The 22,271-nt window shown below is 65.8% G+C and carries 18 protein-coding genes and 1 tRNA gene; 4 read left to right on the top strand and 15 right to left on the bottom strand.

Annotated elements, in window-relative coordinates:
• Nucleotides 1-45 precede the first annotated feature (45 nt).
• Both HDC94_RS10905 and HDC94_RS10910 read left to right on the top strand, forming a co-directional pair.
• The gene (locus tag HDC94_RS10905; protein ID WP_179497473.1) at nt 46-540 is read left to right on the top strand and encodes a cation:proton antiporter regulatory subunit; all 495 of its coding nucleotides are present in this window, start codon (nt 46-48) and stop codon (nt 538-540) included.
• Between the two features lie 10 nt (nt 541-550).
• Nucleotides 551-1,756, top strand: a complete 1,206-nt coding sequence (locus HDC94_RS10910; RefSeq protein ID WP_179497475.1) for a cation:proton antiporter — start codon at nt 551-553, stop codon at nt 1,754-1,756.
• 7 nt (nt 1,757-1,763) lie between these two features.
• Here HDC94_RS10910 and HDC94_RS10915 read toward each other — a convergent pair whose 3' ends face one another.
• On the bottom strand, nt 1,764-2,531 hold the full coding sequence (locus HDC94_RS10915; protein ID WP_179497476.1) for a hypothetical protein: 768 nt from the start codon (nt 2,529-2,531) through the stop codon (nt 1,764-1,766).
• A gap of 115 nt (nt 2,532-2,646) precedes the next feature.
• On the opposite strand from HDC94_RS10915, the gene HDC94_RS10920 reads away from it, so the two are divergent.
• Nucleotides 2,647-3,309, top strand: coding sequence for a nucleoside/nucleotide kinase family protein (locus tag HDC94_RS10920; RefSeq protein WP_257021656.1), 663 nt, complete (start codon nt 2,647-2,649; stop codon nt 3,307-3,309).
• Here HDC94_RS10920 and HDC94_RS10925 read toward each other — a convergent pair.
• From HDC94_RS10925 to HDC94_RS10955, 7 genes are all read right to left on the bottom strand, one after another.
• Nucleotides 3,306-4,355, bottom strand: coding sequence for a LacI family DNA-binding transcriptional regulator (locus HDC94_RS10925; protein ID WP_179497480.1), 1,050 nt, complete (start codon nt 4,353-4,355; stop codon nt 3,306-3,308). The two genes, HDC94_RS10920 and HDC94_RS10925, sit on opposite strands and share 4 nt — an antisense overlap.
• Complete coding sequence (locus HDC94_RS10930) at nt 4,342-5,883, bottom strand: sugar ABC transporter ATP-binding protein (protein ID WP_179497482.1); 1,542 nt, start codon at nt 5,881-5,883, stop codon at nt 4,342-4,344. Before HDC94_RS10930 ends, HDC94_RS10925 begins: the two co-directional genes overlap by 14 nt.
• Nucleotides 5,884-5,932: 49 nt before the next feature.
• On the bottom strand, nt 5,933-6,952 hold the full coding sequence (locus HDC94_RS10935) for a sugar ABC transporter permease YjfF (RefSeq protein ID WP_179497483.1): 1,020 nt from the start codon (nt 6,950-6,952) through the stop codon (nt 5,933-5,935).
• The gene (locus HDC94_RS10940) at nt 6,949-7,992 is read right to left on the bottom strand and encodes an ABC transporter permease (RefSeq protein ID WP_179497484.1); all 1,044 of its coding nucleotides are present in this window, start codon (nt 7,990-7,992) and stop codon (nt 6,949-6,951) included. The genes HDC94_RS10935 and HDC94_RS10940 overlap by 4 nt, the downstream gene beginning before the upstream one ends.
• Entirely contained in the window at nt 7,989-9,566 is a 1,578-nt protein-coding gene (locus tag HDC94_RS10945) for a sugar ABC transporter ATP-binding protein (RefSeq protein WP_179497485.1), read from the bottom strand. The genes HDC94_RS10940 and HDC94_RS10945 overlap by 4 nt, the downstream gene beginning before the upstream one ends.
• 103 nt (nt 9,567-9,669) lie before the next feature.
• Nucleotides 9,670-10,641, bottom strand: a complete 972-nt coding sequence (locus HDC94_RS10950; RefSeq protein WP_179497486.1) for an ABC transporter substrate-binding protein — start codon at nt 10,639-10,641, stop codon at nt 9,670-9,672.
• Nucleotides 10,642-10,943: 302 nt separating this feature from the next.
• Nucleotides 10,944-14,495 carry a cell wall-binding repeat-containing protein gene (locus HDC94_RS10955; RefSeq protein WP_179497487.1) on the bottom strand — a complete coding sequence of 1,184 codons (3,552 nt, stop codon included), beginning with the start codon at nt 14,493-14,495 and terminating at the stop codon, nt 10,944-10,946.
• Between the two features lie 359 nt (nt 14,496-14,854).
• Between HDC94_RS10955 and HDC94_RS10960 the strand changes: the two genes are divergently transcribed.
• Nucleotides 14,855-17,440, top strand: coding sequence for an amidase (locus HDC94_RS10960; RefSeq protein WP_179497488.1), 2,586 nt, complete (start codon nt 14,855-14,857; stop codon nt 17,438-17,440).
• Nucleotides 17,441-17,515: 75 nt separating this feature from the next.
• Here HDC94_RS10960 and HDC94_RS10965 read toward each other — a convergent pair whose 3' ends face one another.
• From HDC94_RS10965 to nadD, 7 genes are all read right to left on the bottom strand, one after another.
• Nucleotides 17,516-18,016, bottom strand: a complete 501-nt coding sequence (locus HDC94_RS10965) for a hypothetical protein (protein WP_179497490.1) — start codon at nt 18,014-18,016, stop codon at nt 17,516-17,518.
• Between the two features lie 102 nt (nt 18,017-18,118).
• Nucleotides 18,119-18,191, bottom strand: a tRNA-Ala gene (locus tag HDC94_RS10970).
• 68 nt (nt 18,192-18,259) lie between these two features.
• Complete coding sequence (locus HDC94_RS10975) at nt 18,260-18,700, bottom strand: DUF4870 domain-containing protein (RefSeq protein WP_179497492.1); 441 nt, start codon at nt 18,698-18,700, stop codon at nt 18,260-18,262.
• A 37-nt stretch (nt 18,701-18,737) separates the two neighbouring features.
• Entirely contained in the window at nt 18,738-19,472 is a 735-nt protein-coding gene (gene budA, locus HDC94_RS10980; RefSeq protein WP_179497494.1) for an acetolactate decarboxylase, read from the bottom strand.
• Nucleotides 19,472-19,849 carry a ribosome silencing factor gene (gene rsfS, locus HDC94_RS10985; RefSeq protein WP_179497496.1) on the bottom strand — a complete coding sequence of 126 codons (378 nt, stop codon included), beginning with the start codon at nt 19,847-19,849 and terminating at the stop codon, nt 19,472-19,474. Before rsfS ends, budA begins: the two co-directional genes overlap by 1 nt.
• A gap of 43 nt (nt 19,850-19,892) precedes the next feature.
• Complete coding sequence (locus HDC94_RS10990; RefSeq protein ID WP_179497498.1) at nt 19,893-21,671, bottom strand: hypothetical protein; 1,779 nt, start codon at nt 21,669-21,671, stop codon at nt 19,893-19,895.
• The gene (gene nadD / locus HDC94_RS10995) at nt 21,668-22,270 is read right to left on the bottom strand and encodes a nicotinate-nucleotide adenylyltransferase (protein WP_179497500.1); all 603 of its coding nucleotides are present in this window, start codon (nt 22,268-22,270) and stop codon (nt 21,668-21,670) included. Before nadD ends, HDC94_RS10990 begins: the two co-directional genes overlap by 4 nt.
• Nucleotide 22,271 lies beyond the last annotated feature (1 nt).

Genomic DNA, 22,271 nt, shown 5'->3' on the forward strand with positions numbered 1-22,271 from the left:
ATCCTTGGAACATTCCGGAAACATGCTCGCTGGTACCGTGGGGGCGTGAGCGTAAGAATTGAGCGGGTCGACCTTCCCGGTATCGGGATGCGGAACGACGTCATCACCGCAGGTGGCAGGCGAGTCAGCGTTGTCTCGCATCGCACGGGCGAGCGCGATCTCGCACTCTTCGATGCCGACGATCCCGATGCGAGCACCGACTCCATCCCCATGACGGATGACGAGGCCGCTGCCCTTGCGGAACTCCTCGGTGCATCCATCCAGCTGTCCCGGCTCTCGGGCCTGAGTGACCACGCCATCGGGCTCTACACCGAGGAGGTGTCGCTGCCTCCCGAGTCCGGATTCGTCGGGCGCCCCATGGGAGACACCAAGGCACGCACCCTGACCAGTTCGTCGATCGTGGCGATCCTCCGCGGGAGCCAGGTGATCGCCTCCCCCGGTCCGGAGACCGTCTTCGAACACGGCGACGTCATCGTTGCGGTCGGAACACGCAAGGGTCTCGACTCCCTGGCCAAGCTCATCGACCGCGGTCCGAGCTAGGCGGCCGCCTGTGCACGAGACGACTGTCCTGCTCATCGAGGTCGGAGCCCTCCTCCTCATTCTCAGCATCGTCGGTCGTGTCGCGCTGCGATTCGGTATCTCGCCCATCCCCCTGTACCTGCTGGCCGGCCTGGCGGTGGGCCATGGCGGGCTCATTCCCCTGGCCGCGAGCGAGGAGTTCTTCGAGATCGGCGCCCAGATCGGCGTCATCCTCCTGCTCGCCATGCTCGGTCTCGAGTACTCCCCCCGTGAGCTCGTCTCGAGCCTCAAGCAGTCACGTGTTGCCGGCGTCTACGACGGCGTGCTCAACGCCCTCCCGGGCGCCGCATTTGGTTTGCTCATGGGCTGGGGATGGCTCGCCGCCTTCGCGCTCGCGGGCATCACCTGGGTGTCCTCCTCCGGTGTGATCGCCAAGGTGCTGCGGGACCTCGGACGCCTCGGTAACCGCGAGACCCCCGTCATCCTCTCGGTCCTCGTGATCGAGGACCTCGCTATGGCCTTCTACCTGCCGATCCTCTCGGCGCTGCTCATCGGCACCAGCCTCGTGCAGGGCTCGATCACAGTGGCCATCGCGGTCGGTGTCGTCGCGGTCATCCTCTTCATTGCCCTGCGCTTCGGCAAACAGCTGTCGCGGCTCTTCCCCGCGGCCAGCCCCGAGCCCCTCCTTCTCGGGGTGCTTGGCCTCACGATGCTCGTCGCGGGGCTCGCCGAGCAGGTCAACGTCTCCGCCGCCGTCGGGGCCTTCCTCGTGGGGATCGCCATCTCCGGCCAGGTCGCGCACAACGCGACGATCGTCCTCTCCCCGCTCCGCGACCTCTTCGCGACGGTCTTCTTCGTCTTCTTCGGCTTGTCGACAAGCCCGGCCTCGATCGTCCCGGTGCTCATCCCGGCGTTCCTCCTCGCGATCGTGACGATCGGGACGAAGGCGCTGAGCGGCTACCTCGCTGCGAAGCGTGCGGGAATCGGCGTTCCGGGCCGCTGGCGCGCAGGATTGTCGCTCGCCCCGCGGGGCGAGTTCTCCCTCGTCATCGCGGGACTGGCGGTCTCTGCGGGGTTGGAACCGACGCTCGCACCACTCGCGACCGCGTACGTGCTCATCACGGTAATCGCGGGTCCGCTGCTGGCTCGCATCCCCGATACGGCAGCCTTCAAGGGTGCGGTGCGTCGTCGGCGCTTGGCAGCAGAAGCACGCGCGGCCGAGGCGCAGGCGGCCTGACCTCGGGCTACGCCTCGAGCCCGCCCAGACGTCGCAGCACGGCCTCCAGGAGCGTGCCCTCCGCCGCCGGGATCACGTGATGGTTGAGGTAGATCCCCTTCAGCCACTCGAGAACCTCATCCTCCGGCCAACCGATCTCGGTCCAGTCGACGCCCGGAACCGCGCGCGTGGTGGGCTCCTCGGTGCCGGGATCGAGCCAGGCATCCGCGATCGCAAGGTCCGGTTCGGAATCACCGGGGCCCCAGTACAGCGCGATGCGGTGGCCCTCCCCGTCAACATGGTCGTTGCTGACGGTACCTGCGCCGAGCCACGGGAGCGTCATGAGCTCACCCTGGACCTGGATCTCCAGGAGATCGAGTTGCACGGGCCCCTCGACCTCGCACACGTAGAGGTCGAAGCCCTCCTCATGCCAGGCCGCCGCCTGAGTGATGTCGTCGAACAGGCCGGGGAGCAGCGAGTGGAAGTCGGCGAGAAGCACGGATGCCCACTCCACGAGAATCACGCTGTCGCCCGCGGGCCACGGGCTCCTGTCCGTCTCCTCCCCTTCTGACGTGTGGAAGTGGGAATCGACGGTCCCATCACGGAACTCGAGGTGGAGCTGGCCGTCCTCGAAGTCGACGAACAGCGAACTCATGCCGGAGTCCGGGTCCCAGTCGGCGAACAGCGCGGGATCCGCGAACCTGGGGGGCAGGGAGATCGCTGCGGCGGGCTTGGCGCCGAGATTGAGCACCGCCCTGAGTCGCGAATCGGGCAGGCGCAAGCTGAGGTCGGTCACCGGCCAACTGTAGCCGAGCGCGCGCGGACCCACGGTCCACCACGAGTTCGGAGCGTGAGGCTCGCCGGAGGCATCCGAGCAAGGAACCGAAAGGTCCGCTTGGATGAGAGCAGCCATGGACACCATCGATGACCACCTCGATCTCCTCGCGCATCGCGTGAGAGCGCTGCGCGACGCGGCGGGCCACCGCGTTGTGGTGGGAATCGCGGGGAGCCCCGGAGCGGGCAAGACTACTCTTGCCCGCTCGCTCGTCGATCGGCTGGGACAGGATGCCGCGCACCTCCCCATGGACGGCTTCCACCTCGCCAACCGCACCCTCGACCTGCTGGGCCGCCGAGCTCGCAAGGGTGCCGTCGACACCTTCGACGGGTGGGGATTCGTGGCGCTGCTGGCCAGGATCCGTTCGGAGACGAGCAACCCCGTCTACGCACCGAGCTTCGAGCGGAGCGTCGACGAGCCGATCGCGGGCGAGATCGAGATAGCGCCCAACGTAGAGCTGGTGATCACCGAGGGAAACTACCTGCTGGTGCCGGAGATGCCGTGGAGCGGCGCCCGCACCCTTCTGGATGCAGCCTGGTTCTGTGCGACGGACGATGCCGAGCGGCAACGCCGCCTCGTCCATCGGCACACGCAATTCGGGAGGGCCCAGGAGGAAGCCATCTCGTGGGCGAGGGACGTCGACGGCGCGAATGCCGTGCTCATCGAATCGACCCGCGAGCTGGCCGACCTCGTGGTGTCCGGCGTCACGGGCGAAATCCTCTCGGAGCGCTCGCCTTAGGACCGCTCGACGCGTCGCGTGGAGTCCCGGACGACCAAACTCGTCGGCAACGGGGTGCTCTCGGAGACGTTGTCCGGTTCCTCCATGGCGATGAGCACCTTCTGCATGATGAGGGCACCGAGCGACGCGAAGTCCTGGCGGATAGTCGTGAGGGGCGGCATGAGGTAACCCGCCTCGGGCACATCGTCGAAACCGACAACGCTGACATCCTCCGGGACCCGAAGGCCACGTTCGTGCAGGGCGGAGATGAGGCCGAGCGCGAGGTAGTCGTTCGCGGCGAACACCGCGCTTCCCGGTTCGATGTCGGTCATGCGCATACCGAGCTCGTATCCGCTGCGCGCGGACCAGTCACCGTGAAGGACATCGTGGACGACGAGCCGGTTGGCGATCATCTCATCTCTCCAGCCCCGCACTCGCTCGATGGAGTCGGGTGCCAGCTGGGGTCCGCCGAGGTGGAAGATCCGGTCGTGACCGAGCTCGACGAGGTGGCGCACGGCGGTGCGCGCGCCCCTGTACTGGTCGATTGAGATCACCGAGGAGTTGCGTCGGGTGGATGCCGCGACGATGACGATCGGAATGCCCAGGTCGAGCCCCAGAACGATGTCGAGCACCTGGATGTCGGTGACGACGAGGACGATCGCATCCACCCGCTGTCGAAGCAGCGACTCGATGATCGAGCGAACTCCCGGCGGGTCGGAGTCGAGGGAGCTCACAGTGTCGACACTGAAGCGCGCCGCACGGGCGGCGACGTTGAAGTTCACGGCGGTCGAGGTCGGCCCGTACTCGTAGGTGCCCGGCGTGATGAGTCCGATGGTGCGCGACCGCTTGGTCACCAGGGCGCGAGCGGCGGGCGACGGGCTGTAGCGAAGCTGGGCGATCGCCTGCTCGACGCGTTCTCTCGTCGCCGGGCGCACGCTCGGCACGTTGTTGAGAACGCGCGAGACGGTCTGGTGCGAGACCCCCGCGAGTCGTGCGACATCGAAGATGTTGGCCGCCCGTGCCGACTTGTCGTCGGAGCCGGGCGACTTGGTGTCACTCGTCGTCATCGGGCTGCGCAATCAGGGCCAGCAGGGAGTCCACGCTGAGCTCGTCGCTCGGTACGGTCGCGATGGCCCTGCCATCCCGCAGGAGAGTGATGCGTGAGGACACTCTCAGAACCTCCTCCAGTTCCGCGGAGATGAAGATCACCGACATCCCATTGTCGGCCAGCTCTGCGACGAGTCGTTGCACTTCGACCTTCGCGCCGATATCAATTCCACGAGTCGGCTCGTCGAGCACCAAGACGCGGGGCGCCAGCGCGAGTAGCCGAGCCAGGAGCACCTTCTGCTGGTTGCCTCCGGAGAGATTGCCCGCGAGCTGCTCCGTGGAGGCCGGGCGGATGCCCAGCGCCTCGATCCAGCTGGCGGCGAGCTCACGCTGCCGGGAGGCCCGCATCCGCCGGAAGATTCCCCGCTGGGCCTGCAGAGCGAGGGTGATGTTCTCGCGCACCGTCAGCTGGCTGATGATGCCCTCGGCCTTGCGATCCTCTGAGGCGTAGGTGAGTCCTATGCCGATCGCCTTGCGCGGGTTTCCGGGAACCACGATGACGCCGTCGAGCGAGATCGTGCCCGTGTCGGGTTTGTCGATGCCGGTGAGCGTTCTCGCGAGTTCGGTGCGACCCGAGCCGAGCAGGCCGGCGAGGCCGAGCACCTCACCCTCCGCGAGAATGACGTCCACGCCCGAGAGGCGGTGACCGAGACCCAGGTTGCGCGCCTCGAGTATGGCGTGGGACTGGGGGGCCTCGCTCTCGACGCGGGGCTTGACGATAACCTCGTCGCTGCTGCGGCCGAGCATCTTCTGCACGAGATCGATACGGAGCAGTTCGGTGGTGAGGTACTCCCCCACGAGCCGACCGTTGCGGAGCACGGTGATGCGATCGCAGATCTCGTAGACCTGGTCGAGGAAGTGCGAGACGAAGAGGATCGCGACTCCACGCTCCTTCAGCTCACGGATGATGCGGAACAGCTCCGCGACCTCGTCCAGGTCCAGGCTCGAGGTGGGTTCGTCGAGGACGAGCACCTTGACATCACTGGAGATGGCGCGGGCGATGGCGATGAGCTGCTGCACCGCGAGGGAATGGCTCGCCAAAGGCGACGCGGGGTCGATGTCGAGGCTCAGGTCCGCGAGAACGTCCGCGGTCGCGGCACGCATGGCGCGCCAATCGATGGCACCCCACGGCTTGCGCGGCTCGCGTCCCAGCATCACGTTCTCAGCCACGCTGAGGTTCGGGAGGAGGTCGATCTCCTGGTAGACCGTACGGATGCCCGCCCGCTGAGCTTCCGCGGGGTTCGTGAACTCCACCGGCTCACCGTCGAGCTCCATAGAGCCCTCGTCGAGGTGGAGCGCGCCCGTGATGCCCTTGATGAGCGTCGACTTGCCCGCGCCGTTCTCGCCCATGAGCGAATGGACCTCGCCCGGATACATCCGGAAGTCCACCCCGTCGAGGGCGGTCTCGGCGCGGAACCGCACCGTGGCGCCCACGACCTCGACGACGGGGCGGGGCGCCTCGGCGGTCGAGCGGGTCTGATCGGCCATGCTCACTATCATGCCCTCAGCCGCGGCACCTGCGGTGCAGGCGCCGTGGCTATCTTCTACTCGATCGGGCGACGATCACTCGCTGCACAACCACGAAGAGGAGCAGCAGCGCGCCGATCGTGATGCGCGTCCACGACTGCTCGGCCCCGAGGAACGAGATCGCCGTCTTGATCGTGCCGTACACGAACACGCCGATCATCGATCCCAGCACGTAGCCGCTGCCACCGGTGAGCAGGGTTCCGCCGATGACGACCGCAGCGATCGTGTCGAGCTCGGTTCCGATGCCATTGAGTGGGTAGGACGCGCCCGTGTACGCGGTGAACACGACTCCGGCGAGACCGGCGCAGACACCACTGATCACGTAGGCGAGGAGCTTCGTGCGTACTACGGGGAGTCCCATGAGACGGGCGGACTGCTCGTTTCCGCCGATCGCGTAGATCGTACGACCGAATCGTGTGTAAGCGAGAACGAGTGCACCGATGGCGACGATCAGGAGCGCGAGGATACCCGTCGGCGTGATGAACCAGCTCCCGGGTTCAGCCTGCAGACGCGTGGACTGCAACCAGAGGATCGCGGGGTCGTCCACCTTGATCGACGAGAGACTCACCATAAACGCGAGACCACGGGCTGCGAACATAGCGGCGAGCGAGGCGATGAACGGTTGCACGTCGAAGTACTGCACCAGGATGCCGACGCCGAGGCCCATTCCGGCCCCCACGAGGAGCATGATCGGGATGACGATGCCGACCGGGAGACCACCGCTCAGCAGGCTCGCCCCGAACATCCCGGTGAAGGCCATGACGGCGCCCACTGAGAGGTCGATGCCGCCGGTGAGGATCACGAAAGTCATGCCGACGGCGAGGATCAGCAGGTAGGCGTTGTCGAGCAGCAGCGACGAGATCACGCGGGGCGTGAGGAAGTTGCCGAAGTAGGCCTGCGCTCCGATGAACATCGCGATGAGGATGATCAGGGCCGCGAAGACCGGGATCCACGAAACGTGCCTGCCGAGGAACCGCTGGGTGACCGAGGAGATCGTCACCTTCGGCGCGGTGGGTGCCTGAATCGTCATGAGGCTACCTCCGAGCCCTTGCCCGCTGCGCTCTTGGAACGCAGGGATTGCCAGAATTTCTCAGTGAAGTGGCGCAGCCGTGGAGACTGCACGAGGACGACGATCACAACCACGATCGCCAGGAACAACGGGCTCACGGCCGGCGGAACGCCGAGGAACGTGATCGTGGACTTGAGGGTTTGGATGGTGAAGACGCCGACGACGGTTCCCGCAAGGCTGAACTTTCCGCCCATGAGCGAGGTACCGCCGAGTACGACCGCGAGGATCGCGTCGAGCTCGATGTAGAGGCCAGCGGCGTTGGCATCCGCAGCCATGATGTTCGAGCTGTAGAGGATGCCAGCGAGCCCCGCGAGCAGACCGCTCGCCGCGTACGCACCCCAGATGATGCCGCGAGAGCGCACCCCGGCGAGCCGGCTGGCCACGGGGTTGATGCCCACGGCTTCCGTGAGGACACCGAGCGCCGTGCGGCGCTCCACGAGCCCCACGATGATCACCGCGACGATCGAGACGTAGAACGCGAACGGCAGGCCGAGCATGTAGCCCTGCGCCATGAACTTGTAGGGCTCGCTGTTGATCGTGGTGATGAATCCACCCGTGATCAGCAGCGCGATCCCGCGCCCGGCGAGCATGAGCACAAGCGTCGCGATGATGGGTTGGATACCGACGACCGAGACGAGGAAGCCGTTCCAGACTCCGAGGATGAGGGCGACGAGTACGCCCACCACGACGGCGAGGAGCACCGTGGGGAGCCCGTTCGGGTCAGCCGAGGCCTGGATGATCGTGAGTGCCACAGCACCGGACACCGCCATGATGGCGCCGACCGAGAGGTCGATGCCACGGGTGGCGATCACGATCGTCATTCCGAGAGCGACGAGCATGAGCGGTGCGCTGTTGCGCAGGATGTCGACAAGGGGGCCGTAGAACTGGCCGCCCTGCACGGTCACCGCGATGAACGACGGCCGCGCGATCGTGTTGACCACGATCAGGGTGATGAGCGCCGCAATCGGCCAGAACAGGCGGTGCTTGATGATCTTTCTCATGCCACGTTCTCCGGACTCTCCTGGGCTTCCTGATGGTGCTGGGCTTCCTGGTGTTCCTGCGCGATGAAATCGACGAGGTCACTGACGTCGATGTCACGAGAACTTAGTTCGCCGATCTTACGACGATCGCGCATCACGACGACGCGCTGCGCGATACGCAGAACTTCTTCCAACTCCGACGAGATGAAGACCACGGAGAGGCCCTGACTTGCGAGCTCCGTGACCTTGCGCTGGATGTCGGCCTTGGCCCCGATGTCGATTCCCCGCGTGGGCTCATCGAGGATGATGAGTTGGGGCGCGGTCGCCAGCCAACGGGCCAGCAGAACCTTCTGCTGGTTGCCGCCGGACAGGTCGCGAATCAAGCGGTTAGGGTTGGCCGGCCGCACGTCGAGGGCCTTCATGTAGTCGGCGACGACAGCAGCCTGCTCCGCTCCGCGGACCTTGCGCAGCCAGCCGCGTTTGGCCTGGATGCCCAGAACCATGTTCTCGGCGACAGTGAGGTCACCGATGATGCCTTCGGACCGACGGTTCTCCGACGAGAACGCAATGCGGTTGTCGATGGCGTTGCGCGGGTTGGTGATCCGTGCGGCGCCCCCACGAATCGTCACAGTGCCGCTCTCCGGACGGTCGGCACCATACATGAGGCGGACAAGCTCGGTACGCCCAGAACCGAGCAGGCCGGCGATACCCACGACCTCACCATCGAAGACGTCGATGTCGGCAGGTTCGAGAACACCCTTACGACCGAGCTCGGTGGCGCGGTACACGGGGTCGGACGCGCGATCGATCTCGCGATCGGCGGAGCGCGACAGGGCATCGAGCTCGTCGAGCTCTCGACCGATCATGTGCGAGATGAGTTCGTTGCGCGGCAATTCCGCGGCGAGGTACTCGCCGACGAGCGTGCCGTTGCGGAGGACCGTGAGGCGGTCGGAGATCTCGTAGACCTGGTCGAGGAAGTGGGAGACGAAGAGGATGGCCACGCCCTTGTCGCGCAAGGACCGCATCACTCCGAAGAGCTGCTCGACCTCGATGCGGTCGAGGCTCGAGGTCGGCTCGTCGAGGACGAGCACCGAGGAGTCCGTGACCATGGCGCGGCTGATAGCGACGAGCTGCTGAATCGCGATGGAGTGGGCGCTGAGGATCGAGCGCGTGTCGATGTAGACGCCGAGGCTCTCGAGGTGGCGTGCCGCCTCCCTGTGCGTGGACTTCCAGTCGATGCGACCGAACTTGCGCACCTCGTTGCCGAGCATGACGTTCTCACCGACGGAGAGGTTGGTGCAGAGGTTGACCTCCTGGTACACCGTCGAGATGCCAGCGGCCTGGGCATCCCCGGCCCCGCGGAATTCCCGTTCGCGGCCATCGACGGTGATGGAGCCGCTATCGATCGTGTAGACGCCGGTCAGCGCCTTGATGAGAGTCGACTTGCCGGCACCGTTCTCACCCATCAGGGTGTGAACCTCGCCGGGGCGGAGGGTGAAATCGACGTTGTCCAGAGCCTTCACCCCGGGAAATCCGATGGTGATACCTCGCATTTCAACGACGGGTGGGGCGGCGACTGACGGGTCCGCGGGCATGGCGCTATTCCTAGGTTCGTGACGGGAGGGGGTGGATGCATCGGGGCTCCGGCTGTGCGGAGCCCCGATGCATCCGGGTCTTACTGGTTACTCGCTGTGACCGTTAGTACGGGCGCGTCGGGAGGAGCTCGATGGCGTCCTCCTGCGTGAACGCGCCATCCGGAACGATCTCGGTCTTCGGGACTTCTTCGCCCGCGAGGACCTTCGTCACGAGGTCGGCGACCTTCTCACCGAGGATCGGGTTGCACTCAACGATGAAGTTGAACTCGCCCTTGGACAGGGCCGTCATGCCGTCCTTGACCGCGTCGATCGTCACGATCTTGATGTCCTGGCCGGGAACGAGGCCAGCGGCCTTGATCGCGTCGAGTGCACCGAGGCCCATGTCGTCGTTGTGGGCGAACAGCATGTTGATGTCCGAGCCGTACTTCTGAAGGAAGCCCTCCATGACCTTCTTGCCACCGTCGCGGGTGAAGTCACCCGTCTGGGAGTCGAGAACGTTGATCGACGAGCCCTCCGTCGCCTCCGCAAAGCCGGTGGCGCGGTCAAGAGCTGCCGACGAACCCGTCGTTCCCTCGAGGATCACGAGGTTCGCACCGGCGTCGCCGGCCTCCTCCACTGCCCACTCACCGGCGGTCTTGCCCTCCTGCTGGAAGTCGAGTCCGACCCAGCTCGCGTAGAGGTCATCGCTGGCCGAGACTGTGCGGTCTTCGAGGATGACGGGGATGCCGGCATCCTGTGCTTCCTTCAGCACGTCGTCCCAGCCGTCAACCGTGATCGGGGCGATGACGATGGCGTCGACTCCCTGGTTGATGAAGCTGCGGACGGCCGCGATCTGGGCCTCCTGCTTGTTGTCGGCCGCGTTGAAGATGAGCTCGAAGCCGTTCTCCTCCGAGAATGCCTCCTTCATCGACTCCGTGTTTGCCGCGCGCCAGCCGCTTTCAGAACCGGTCTGCGCAAATCCGACCGTGACGAGCTCGTCGCCGCCGCCGTTCGAACCGCCGGATGCTGCACAACCGGTCAGTGCGAATGTGAGTGCGCTTGCGATGGCGATGCCACCGAGGATCTTCTTCTTCATACCCAAAACCTCCTTGTTCGGGCCCGACCGAGGCCGGGTTCTTGGTGTGAGGACCTGCCTGTGCGTCGAATGACGACATCGGCATTGGCTCAAATGTTAGCGTTCACAAACCGTGTCCGTTGACCGACTTGGGTAACGGTTTGATAACGGCGCCGTATCGTTGATGAACTTCATCCCAGCAAATGGGCCGATGTGGGCACCTCAGGAGAGGTGCCCACATCGGTGCGAACCGTGTCAGGAAAACGAATCCCCTTTCACAAGGTTCACGCTCACATAGCGGCGGCAGGCCGCAACGTTTGTTTCTACGGGGTGCAGGATGCCAGGAGCGCCACCGACGAGCTCAGTGACGGCTCCCCGCCCAGCAGCGTCACATGCGTTGCCCCGAGTGCCTCGATGTCATCGAGAACACCCTGAGGTACACACGTCGGCTGCACCACGAAGAGGGGAACTCCCGCTGCTCCCGCCCAGGCGGAGCCCGCCAGAGCGTCGGGGAAGTTCGTACCTGTTGTCAGCAGCACCCGCTCCGCGCTCTCGTACGCGTCAGCGTTGATCGCCCTGGCGGTCTCGTAGCGGTTCGCGCCGGCGAGTCGCTCCGTGGATGCGACCGCCTGCAGGTCGGCGTAGATTCCCGCGGAGACGCTCGCTGTGCTTCCCAGCACCTTGATGGTTCCCACCTCGAGTTCGTCGAGCAGCGCGCTCGTCGCCGAGTCGAGATCGGTTGCCGCCCCGTTCACCAGGATCACCGGTGCATCCTGAGAACCCGCAGCAGCACCTCCCGTCAGCGCGTCAGGGAAGTTCGTTCCCGTCGACACGTAAGCCACCGGAGCACCCGCCTCACCGAACACGTTCTGCGCGATGAGGCGGGATGTCTCGTACCGGTCGGCGCCAGCGATCCGCTCGATCGTTCCCTCAAGCGAATCCAGGTGGTTGTATGCCGCCGCGGAGACCGATGGCGTGCCACCGACGACCACGATGTGGTCGGCGCCGAGACGAGCGATCTCCTGGGTCACGATCTCGGGCACCGCGTCGGGCGCCACGAGCAGGAGCGGACCACCGGAGAACGCCGCCGCGGGACCCGCGGAGAGTGCATCCGGGTAGTTCGTGCCGTTCGCGACGAACACGATGTCCGCACCATCCGGGTATGCCTGCTGTGAGATCTGCACGGCGGTGTCGTAGCGGTTGGTGCCCGACACCCGGTCGACGAGATCGACGGGGGCCGCGATCACCTCGAGAGCCGCCGAATCCTCGGAGGCCTCGAGGATCTCGAAACCGAGGAACTCGGCCGTCAGCTCGTACTCGCCCGCGACCAGGTCGGTCGGAAGCGTCACCGATGCTTCGCCATCGACCAGGTACGCGGTCTCCGACCACGATCCGACCGAGAACCGCACCTGGCCGCCCGCTTCGTAGCCGTCGGTCGCCGCAACGGTCGCCGTGGCATCCGTTTCGGCACCCTCGCCGACCTGCGGCGCGACGGAGAGCTCCGTCGTCGTAGCGACGTCGGTGTTCGGGATGCCGCGAATGCTGTTCCACTCGCGGAGGGTGATCGGGATCACCGTTCCGTGGCGGGGACGCTGCACGCCCGCATTCGTCATGGTGATCGTCTTGGCATCCCAGGTGGGCGCCTCGATGTTCGCCTGGCAGGCCGCCTGGTAGCCGCCGCCGTTGGTGTAGCGGTCGCCCCAGAGGTAGAACTGGCCGGGGCACGCGGTGTCTCCGGGGTTCGCCTCGAAGATCACCGGACCCTCGTAGCCTGCGTTCGACTGCCACGTCGTCCTGCCGAGGGCGGGTGCGACGAGCTGCCAGTTGTTGATGTTGCTGTCGAGGAAATCGGTGTGCTTCTCGGAGAAGATGTCCGACCCGGAGTTGCCGGCCTCGTTCTTGGTCACGCGGTAGTAGTACTCGCCCACCTTGATCGCGGTCGTGTCGATGCGCGAGAGCGGCGCGGGGTTCTGCCACACCTTCGGTTCTGAGAACGTCTGGAAGTCGCGAGTCGTGTTGTACCACATCTGCGCGTTGCCCTGCCCGGTGCGGTTGATCGGGTCATCCCACATCGACTGCGCCCAGAACACGGCGTACTCCCCCGTCTCCTCGACCCAGAGCGATTCCGGTGCGAAGGCGTTGCCAGCGTTGTCCGGTGCGACCTTCACGTGCCGCTGAGGTGTCCAGTTCACGAGGTCGTTCGACTCGAACACCTCGATGTACTGGGTGTCGTTGATCGCGTAGCCCCCTTGGTCGTACCAGTTCAGGTCGGTGGCGATCATGTAGAACGTGTCGCCGTCGGGCGAGCGCACGATGTGCGGGTCGCGCAGGCCCTGGTCACCCAACTGCGAGACGAGCGACGGCGTGCCGCCCGTGAGGCCTGTCCAGTCCAGTGCGGTGTTGCCGTTGGAGGTCGCGAACATGATCTGCTCGCCGTCCGAGAGCCCCTCCCCCTTGAAGTAGCCGAGGAAGTACCGTTCCTTCTCCTCCTCGCGGGGCAGCGGCTTGATCACGATGTCGAAGTCCTTCGTGACCTGCGCGGAACCCTTCGCGACCGTCGCGGTCAGTGTTGCCTCGACCTCCGCGTGCCCATACGAGGGCCGCGTGACCTCTCCGGTGTGCGAGACGAGGTCACTCGTGGACTCCCACGTGATCGTCGAGCCGAATTCGCCCACACTCGGCAGAGTGATGTTGCCCCGCACGTTCTCGGTGTCGTAGAGCTCGAGGTCCAGCGCGTCCCTGTCCACAGAACTCTGGTCGCCGAAGACGGCCTTGACCGTGATGGGGATCTGGCGCACCGTTTGCGAGTCGACGCCCTTGCGGAGGGTCGCCGTGAGGATGGCCGTGGCATCCGGTTCACCCACCGCTGGGCGAGTGATCACGGCCGTGACCGGCACTTTTCGTGCACTGTTCACTGCCGGTGGCACGACGACGTTGGCGACCGAGGAGTTCGAGCTGGACCACGTGATGGTGGAACCGGCCTCGGTGCCGAGCTTGGGGAGCTCGATGTTGTCGACGATCGCGGAGGTGAGCCCGAGGTCGATGGCCGCGGCATCCGCTTCGACGCCAGCGTCATTCGACAATTCGGTCTGCGTTGCCGCATCGACGGCACTCAGGGCCCAGTCGTAGACCCGGAAGTCGGCGAGAGTTCCCTTGAACGAGTAGTTCGCGGGGGTCTGGGACCGTGCGAGGTAGTTGCAGTTGGTTCCGGCGGCGTTGACCGACGGCGGCGTTGCGATGTTCGTGACCTGGGCGTGCTGCACGCCGTCGATGTAGAGCGTGCCCGTCCACGTCGTGCCGCCGCTGTTGGCCGCCTGCGTGTACGTGACATGCTTCCAGACGCCCTCCTGCAGCCGCACCCGGTTCTGCTGCACGTTGGACGACCCTGCGGCGACACGATACCGCTGCGTGTTCGATGCGAAGATCGACCCCAGGGCTCCGGTCGCCACGTCGCACGAGCCGGACTTGCTTCCCAGGCTCCAGATCTGGTGGTCACCCACATTGGCCGGGTCGATCCACACCTCGTAGTCGATGGTGAAGTTCGTGAGACCCGCCGTGAGGTTGTTGGGCAGCCTGACGTAGGCGCCATCGAGCGACGTGGCATATCCATCCGGGTTGAACCGGACGCCCTTTCCGGTGAGGTCTGCCTTCTCGGGGTTCACCAGCGTCGCATTGGCGGCGGCTCCGGCGCTTCCACTGTTGGCGATGACTGTTCCGGTCGTCTCGTCGAGCTTGAAGTGGTGCAACAAGCCGGTTTCCAGGGGGTCAGCAGCGACGGGTGCCGCGGCGATGACGCCGAGACACAGAGTCGCCGCAACCCCGAGCGCCAGAGCGCGCGGGGCTGTGATTCTTCGATTGGGTGCGTTGAACAACATTTCTCCTCGTACTTCGTTGTATGGGGAATCTGCGCCGTGAACGGATCGTTCGGCCCCCGAACGGGGCGGCGCTTGCACCAATTGTTATCGCTCACATGCTGGATCACAAGCCTTCGAACCCGATTAATCCGGAGATCGACGTGAGCCTGAGGCCCGACAGCTCCACGAACCTCGCTCCAGAGGCCTCCAATTATCTGGACTGGCAACTTAACCGAGCATGTGTCGCGCGTCCCGAAATGTCGGCGAAATATTTCCGCAACGAAAGGAAACACCAATCCCATACTTTCGAGATGCAATCACTTGATCGCATTGGGAGTGGACCCGACCGCGCCCGGATGCCACTACCCCTGGAGTGCGGAATGACCTTGAGAACTACTCCCCATCACCGAGCAAGACGCCTCGGAACCGTCGCTGCCGGCATCACGGCCATCGCCGTAGCCCTGTCCGCCGGTGTTGTCCCGGCGTCCGCAGTGACCACGGTGCCGACCGCTGGCGCAGAATGGCAGATCCACGACAGCGCACGACCCGGACTCGACACCGGGAGCATTCGTGCGATCAACAACACCCGGGTGGACGGGTACGGCAACATCTTCGTCCGCGTCGCGGGAGCCGGATCCGCTCCCCTCATGAACGGCCAGATGATGCGAGGCTTCGGTCTCACCTTCGATGGCGTCTCCACGTTCTCGAGCACCGTCTCCGTTCCGCTCGGCGACGTCGCGGTGTCCCGACGCGTCGATCTGCAGTCCGCGTCCGACTCGGCGCGCTACTTCGACACCTTCACGAACACCTCCAGCTCACCGATCACGGTCGACGTCTCGTTTGGCGGCGCCCTCGGATACGGCTCGGGAAACCAGCAGGGCACCGTCGCGGCAACGACGGACGGTGACACCACCATCTCCCCCGCCGACTCGTGGGCCGTTGTGTCGCAGCCCGTCGCGGCGGGCAATAGGCCGATCGGTACCGTGCTCGGCTCACCGGCCCCCTTCGAGGGAGCGATGGTGCGCACCGGCAACCAGGAGCGCAATCCCTTCGAGACCGCCCTCGTGACGACAGGTCACGAAGCCAACTTCTACGGATTCGTGAACACCCTCACCATCGACCCGGGCGAGACCCAGTCGCTCCTGCGCTACGTCTATGCGGGAACACCGGGACCGGACTCCGTGGCGACGGCGAGCACCGCCCTCACCGCGTTGGCGACCACGCCGAGCGTCGAGGGCCTGTCGGACGACGAGCTGTGCACCGTGGCCAACTGGGACCTGCCATCCGATGACTGCGGCACGTCGCTGACTCTCGAGCTGCCACCGACGCCCGCGCCCGCGCCGACCACGACGGCCATCACGTACGACGTCGTCAGCAAGTCGATCGCCGAGCTGCAGGCCGACATGGAGCTCGGAGTCGTCACATCCGAGCAGATCACGCAGGCCTACCTCGACCGCATCGCGGCCTACGACGACGGGCCCTTCGGGTTCCACTCGTTCATCACCGTGGCGGACGACGCGCTGGATCAGGCACGGGCAGCGGATGCTCGGCGCGCGGCCGGCGAGACCGGAGAGCTCCTCGGCATCCCGATGGGCATCAAGGACATCTACGACACCTACGACATGCCGACAACCGGCGGCTCAGCAGCTCTCGAGGGGTGGACACCCGCCAAGGACTCGTACCAGGTCGCGAAGCTCCGTGAAGCCGGTGCCGTGATCCTCGGTAAGACGAACCTGTCGGAGTGGGCGAACTCGGGTAGCCGCTCGGAGAGCGGATACGGGCAGGTCTGGAACGCGCTCTCGCCGTCGAAGACCTCCTTCGGATCGAGTGGTGGATCCGCCGTCGCCCTCGCCGCGAGCCTCACGGCTGGAGCCATGGGCACGCAGACCGGCGTCTCGCTCTACGCGCCGGCGACGGGTTCGAGCATGACGATGTTCCGCGGAACCGACGGCATGGCGAGCACGCGCGGTGTGATGCCACTGACCTACGGCCAGGACTACGCCGGACCGATCGCCCGCACCGTGACCGATCTCGCCTACATCCTCAACGCCACCACCGGCACCGACCCGGACGAGCTCCTCACGGCCGAGGCCGACGCGCACCGCCCCGAGGACTGGACGGATCACCTCACCGTCGATGGCCTGCAAGGCAAGCGCGTGGGGTTCATCCCCGGCTCGTTCGTTTCGGGCTTCGCTGACGACACCACCGGTGCGACCGTGCTCGCGAGCCTCTCCGAGCTGGAGAAGGCTGGCGCAACGCTCGTCGAGATGGGCACTCCCCCGTCGGCCGGCAGCGCGCCGAGCGTCAACGGCTGGGCGCTGTACATCTCAGAGCAGGAGAGCTTCCCGTTCCCCAACAGCAGCGCCCTCAAGGCCGACGAGCGAGTGCTCCCGTACAACCGCGGAACCGACAACACCGGTGGTGCTGTCGTCCCGCGACCGACCGACGAGCAGATCCAGGCACGCATCGACGCCCGCAAGCTCTCGAAGGACCGCATCGCCCAGTGGATGGATGCCGCGGACGTCGACTTCGTGGTCTACGCGGGCTTCATCTCCGATATCTACAACAACGACGGCAACAGCAACCAGCACTCGTCGGATCGCGCGACCGGGGTTCCCACCTCGAACTACGGCGTGCCGACAGTCGTCGTGCCGATGGGGGCCAACGAGCACGGATACCCGATGTCGCTGCAGATCGTCGGACGAGCATGGGATGACGCGGCCGTCCTGAACGCGGGCTACGCGCTCGAGCAGGCCACCCAGGCCCAGCTCGAGTCACAGTACGCGCCGCGCCTGACGGTGATCGGCGAGGACGGTGAAGTGATTCCGCCCGCGGCCGAGGCACCCGCTCTCGCACACACCGGTGGCGAGATCTCGGAGGCCATCGTCTTCGCGAGTGCACTCCTGCTCGGCGCTGGACTCGTCCTCGCCCTGGGTGCGGCCCGCCGGAGGCACGCACGCGGCTAGCCGCCCTCGGGTACACGGTGGGCCGTGCTCTGTCGTCAGGACAGGGTGCGGCCCGCTGTCGCGCATCGCTCGACCTTAGGCGCTCACCTGGATGACTTCGGGTAGCTCGATGACGACCGCGGTCCGACCTGTGGGGATCAGCTCCTCAGGGCACGTGAGTTCTCGCCGCATTGGGCTGCGAACCTCGCTGTCCTCCACAGCGGAGACCGAGTACTCAACACACAGGTAGCCATCGAGTGTGGAGGACCAGAGACCTCCTCCGGCTGGTCCCGACTCCGACCCGTACAAAACGACGCTGTAGCTTACGACCCCTTCGCCAGGTCGCACATCGACGCTGTACAAAGTGGACATGTTCAGAGTAGGCAGCGAAGCCCCGTCCCACACAACCACCTTGTCAGTCGACCCGAGATCCTCAAGGTGCTCTTGAGCACGCGCTTCAGTGGCCAGATAGTTGACGGCCTGCGTATCGAGGTGGCTCAAGACCAGCAACAGTCGATCGCGTGGGGACTGCACACACCCCGAAAGAGAAAGGACGACTACGGCAGACACTGCCGCCATGCCTACCGTCTTCACCACCGGCCGCCCCCTTTTCTTGTCTCTCATTATTCGTGGAGGCAGGAGAAACAAAGAACCCCGCCCGAGAAATCTCTCGGGCGGGGTTCGACGTTGCTGCGATTGTGGACCCGAGGGGATTCGAACCCCTGACCCCCTGCATGCCATGCAGGTGCGCTACCAACTGCGCCACGGGCCCGTGAAAACGTGCTTGATCACTATACCGGATGCTCGAACCCCTCGACGACGCGCGCGCTGAGTCACTCCCTACCGAGCGAACCGGAACGCCGGGTAGGAGTAGAACTCGCCCCGGTTCGTGAGCACCGCCGCCCGGATTCCCAGGACGGCCGCGACGATGCGCGTGATGAAGATCATAAAGTAACCGACGAAGAACAGTGCCATGCCGGGCGGCATCGACGTGCTGCCAGCCATGCCACTTGCGAACGAGACGAAGAACGAAACAAAGCACAGCGCGAAGAACACAGCGCTAATGATGAGCACCGTCAGCTGGAAGTTCCACTCGGTCGTGGTGTGGTGGCGTACGAAGGGTCCGCGATTGCGAAAAAGGAAGAAGAACACCGCGGCCGAGATGATCCCGAAGAAGATGCTCAGTACGTGCGTCAGCACCGCCCACTGTTTCTCCTCGGCTGGGCTGAGCAGGGGCGCTGAGCTGACGGGGTTGGCGTAGGGGTTAGTCGTGTTGGTCACAGTCAGAGCATGCCAGACGCGAGGTTACTGCCGCGTGTCAGGAGCCCTCGGCCGCCCGGATGTCGGCATCGGCCGAGATGTCGTCGAGCTCAGCCGCAAGATAGGACTCCACCTCCGGCAGCTTCAGCACGAAGGTCGAGTAGGCCTCCATCGAGACCACACCCGACACGAGGTCGAAGTCGAGCACGTGACCGCCGAACGTGCCAGCGTTGTCGAGATAGTGCAGGTGGAAGTCCGCGACACTCAGCCCCTGGAAGACATCGGGGCCCTTGAACCCCACCATGGTGCCGGATGTCTCCCCCACCGTTGTCTCACGCTGATCCTTCACCGCCTCCGCGAGCCCCCGGTACGGCGCCTGCTGGCGCACGGCCTCGCGCACCGTCATCCGATCGAAGGATGCCTCCACCCGGAGCGCATAAAAGAGATTGTTGCTCGGCACCAGCGACTCGATGAGGTCCTCGAACTGCTTCTCGCCGAGACCTGCGACCTCGTGGCTGAAGGTGGGCTCGAAGACGACGACCTCGGCGAACGGCAGGCGTTCGTCGGCAGCGACGTCCTGCACCGTGCCGTTGGCGCGGCACAGCACCATGCGACCGTCGACAAGCACGAGTTCTCCGTCGAGGGCGTCACCGCAGCCGACTCCGAGGTCACCAGCGGCCGCGACATCCGCCGCCGAGAAGGCGCCCTCGTAGAGGCCCGCGACGAGGGCGTCGACAAAGGAGAACTGCTGCACGCCCTTGCCGGGGCGCGGCCGCAGGTCTCCCGTCGGCACTAGTCGACCGTCGGCGCGACGGGCAGGGTGATCGGGATGGCCGGGCAGTCCTTCCACAGACGCTCGAGCGAGTAGTACATGCGGTCCTCCTCGTGGAAGACGTGCACAACGAGGTCGCCGAAGTCGAGGAGGATCCAACGCCCCTCTGCGCGTCCCTCACGGCGGAGTGGCTTGGCGCCGATCTCGAGAAGCTTGTCCTCGATCTCCGAGGCGATCGCCTGGACGTTGCGCTCATTGCGCCCCGTCACGAGAAGGAAGACGTCGGTCAGCGGAAGCGGCCCTGACACATCGAGTGCGACGAGGTCCTCGCCCTGTTTCGCGTCGGCAGCGAGAGCCGCCACCGAGAGGAGTTCGCGGGCGTGGTCGGATGCAGTCACATGGTCCTTTGGGTCTGAGTCGATGGTCGACGTGTCATGAGCATTAGAAGGCGTTCACCGCGACGGCGATTCCCAGGAGAACCACAACGAGCGCACCCATCGAGGCAGCGGCGATGATGAGCGCGGTGAGCGCTTTCGTGCCCTGCTGCTTGGGTGCCTGTCCGAGGCCGGAACCCGACCGCGTGCTGACGGCGTTCACGGCGCTCACGGGGGATGACTCGGTCGAGACGACCTCCGCGTCGTGCGACTCGAACAGCTTGTCGATGCTCGAGTGCTCCAATCGCGCCGAAGCACCTGTCGCGCTGAAGGTCTGGGGAAGCTCGATCGAGCCCGTGAGCATGATCTCGCCGGAACCGGCGAGCGGACCGCTGATGTTGCTCTCGGGAATCGAGGGGAGAACCAAGGCACTCGTGGTCGTCGAGCCGGTGCCGACTGAGCGGTTGATCGTCGTCTCGTGGAACTCGTCCTCCTCGTCGAGCTGGGTCGACCAGTGGCCGCGCGGGGGCGTCCAGGTGATCTCCGAGCTCGGAGAGTCCTCCACGACGAGGGCGGGAGCGGGCTGCTCAGCTGCGACCGGCTCTGGGATGAAGGGCACCGGCGTCGGGAACGGCTCCTCGGCGTACGGCTCCGGGGCGGGAACGCCCGAGGGGGTCGGAGGTGCCAGCGACTCCGGGAAGACCTGGGGCGCGGCATCCTGCGGCTCGACATCGTCGGATGCCCCGGCAAGACGATCGAACTCCGCGAGAGCATCGTTGAGCCCCGTGTTCGCGATGGGCTCGGGCGCCACGGGAGGCAGCGGAGATTCCGCGACGGGCTCCGGAGCGGGGGCCGGAGGGAAGAGGGGCTCAGCGACGGGCGACTGCGCCGGGGCGGGCGCGGGCTGAGCGGCGGCGGCTGGCGCAACGGGCGCCGTGGCATCCATACTCGCGAACGGCCACGCGGACTCGACCTCGGTCGGAACGATCTCCGCCTGCTGGGCCTGCTGCGCCTGCTCCTCGAGCGCCAGTGCGGAGGCCTCGTTCGGGTCGGGCACGGCGACGGGCAAGGCACCTGTGTCGATGAATCCCAGTGAGTTGAGGATGCCCGTCACCGCGCCCTGGGAGGGTGCAGCGGCGACCGGCTCCGGCTCCTGGAGCGCAGGTGGCTCCTCCGCGACGGCTGGAGCCTGCTGCTGCTGGAGAGCGCGGAGTTCGCGGCGCGTCATGGTGCGCTCGGGCGTCGCAAAGTCGGCACCGCTGGGAGCAGTAGCGGGAGGAAGGGTGAGGGACTGCGTCTCGAATGACTGGACGGTAGTCGGCTGCTGCTCGGGCACGGGCGGCGCGGCGGCCGGCGATTGGGCGACCACGGGGGGTGCGGGGACGGAGGAACGGCGAGCCTCGGGGCTGTAGTCCCGTACGCGGTACTGCGGCTGGTCTACCTTCGGAAGCGCCTGCGTCGGTGCGAGGTCCTCGTCGAGCGGAGCGGACTCGGCGGCGCGGGGCCGACGGGTCTCCGGGGCGGGCGGCAGCGGTGGACGCTGCTGGGTGACGTAGTCGAGGGGCTCACCAGAGGAAGGCTGCTGCGGGGCGGCCTGTGGCTGGCTCGGTGAGGCGGAACGCCTGCCCGACGAGGGGGATGCAGGTGCGAAGGACTCGACCGGTGCCGCGGGAGTCACGGGCGGCAGCTGGGCAGCCCGACGGGACGTGGTGTCCCACATGTCGTCATTGGCGGCCGGTGACGCGGGCGGAGGGAAGCCGTTGACTTCTGCCTCTGCTGTGTTCGAGCGCTCTCCCTGCCGGGCAGCGCGCCGCGACTGGGGTTGCGGATCCTGGAAGTTGGTCATCTGCTGCTCCGATACAAGTGGTGCTTGGCGATGTATTGGACGACACCATCAGGTACCAAATACCAGACCGGGAAGCCCCGACTGACCCTGCTTCGACAATCCGTGGAGGATATCGCCAACGCCGGCACTTCCAACGAGCTTACGCCCTGCTCTGGTAAACCGCTAATGGTGAGGGGGTGCCCTGGCCGTGAAACTGCTATGAAATGCGCGAGATTCCAGACCTCATCGACGTCTTTCCACTCGAGGATCTGGGCGACGGCGTCCGCGCCCGTGATGAAGAAGAGGTCGGCGTCGGGTCGGGCCGCGCGGATGTCACGGAGCGTATCGACCGTGTACGTAGGGCCTTTGCGCTCGATGTCGACGCGACTCACGGTGAAGCGCGGGTTGGCCGCCGTGGCGATCACCGTCATGAGGTAGCGATGCTCGCCCTCGGTGACCTCGGGTTTCATCCACGGTTGGCCGGTGGGAACGAAGATGACCTCGTCGAGGTCGAAGCTCGACTGGACCTCGCTCGCGGCGACCAGGTGGCCGTTGTGAATCGGATCGAAGGTTCCGCCCATGATTCCGATGCGGGCGCGACGCTGCGCTTGCTCAGTCATG

Source organism: Leifsonia sp. AK011 (assembly GCF_013410945.1).
In the GTDB taxonomy this organism is placed as follows: Bacteria; Actinomycetota; Actinomycetes; order Actinomycetales; family Microbacteriaceae; genus Rhodoglobus.

Bases quoted from the DNA above. Each gene is read 5' to 3' on its own strand.
- HDC94_RS10920 (WP_257021656.1), top strand. From the start codon at position 2,647: ATGGACACCATCGATGACCACCTCGATCTCCTCGCGCATCGCGTGAGA.
- HDC94_RS10925 (WP_179497480.1), bottom strand. From the start codon at position 4,355: ATGACGACGAGTGACACCAAGTCGCCCGGCTCCGACGACAAGTCGGCA.
- HDC94_RS10930 (WP_179497482.1), bottom strand. From the start codon at position 5,883: ATGGCCGATCAGACCCGCTCGACCGCCGAGGCGCCCCGCCCCGTCGTC.
- HDC94_RS10935 (WP_179497483.1), bottom strand. From the start codon at position 6,952: ATGACGATTCAGGCACCCACCGCGCCGAAGGTGACGATCTCCTCGGTC.
- HDC94_RS10940 (WP_179497484.1), bottom strand. From the start codon at position 7,992: ATGAGAAAGATCATCAAGCACCGCCTGTTCTGGCCGATTGCGGCGCTC.
- HDC94_RS10945 (WP_179497485.1), bottom strand. From the start codon at position 9,566: ATGCCCGCGGACCCGTCAGTCGCCGCCCCACCCGTCGTTGAAATGCGA.
- HDC94_RS10950 (WP_179497486.1), bottom strand. From the start codon at position 10,641: ATGAAGAAGAAGATCCTCGGTGGCATCGCCATCGCAAGCGCACTCACA.
- HDC94_RS10955 (WP_179497487.1), bottom strand. From the start codon at position 14,495: ATGTTGTTCAACGCACCCAATCGAAGAATCACAGCCCCGCGCGCTCTG.
- HDC94_RS10960 (WP_179497488.1), top strand. From the start codon at position 14,855: ATGACCTTGAGAACTACTCCCCATCACCGAGCAAGACGCCTCGGAACC.
- HDC94_RS10990 (WP_179497498.1), bottom strand. From the start codon at position 21,671: ATGACCAACTTCCAGGATCCGCAACCCCAGTCGCGGCGCGCTGCCCGG.
- nadD (WP_179497500.1), bottom strand. From the start codon at position 22,270: ATGACTGAGCAAGCGCAGCGTCGCGCCCGCATCGGAATCATGGGCGGA.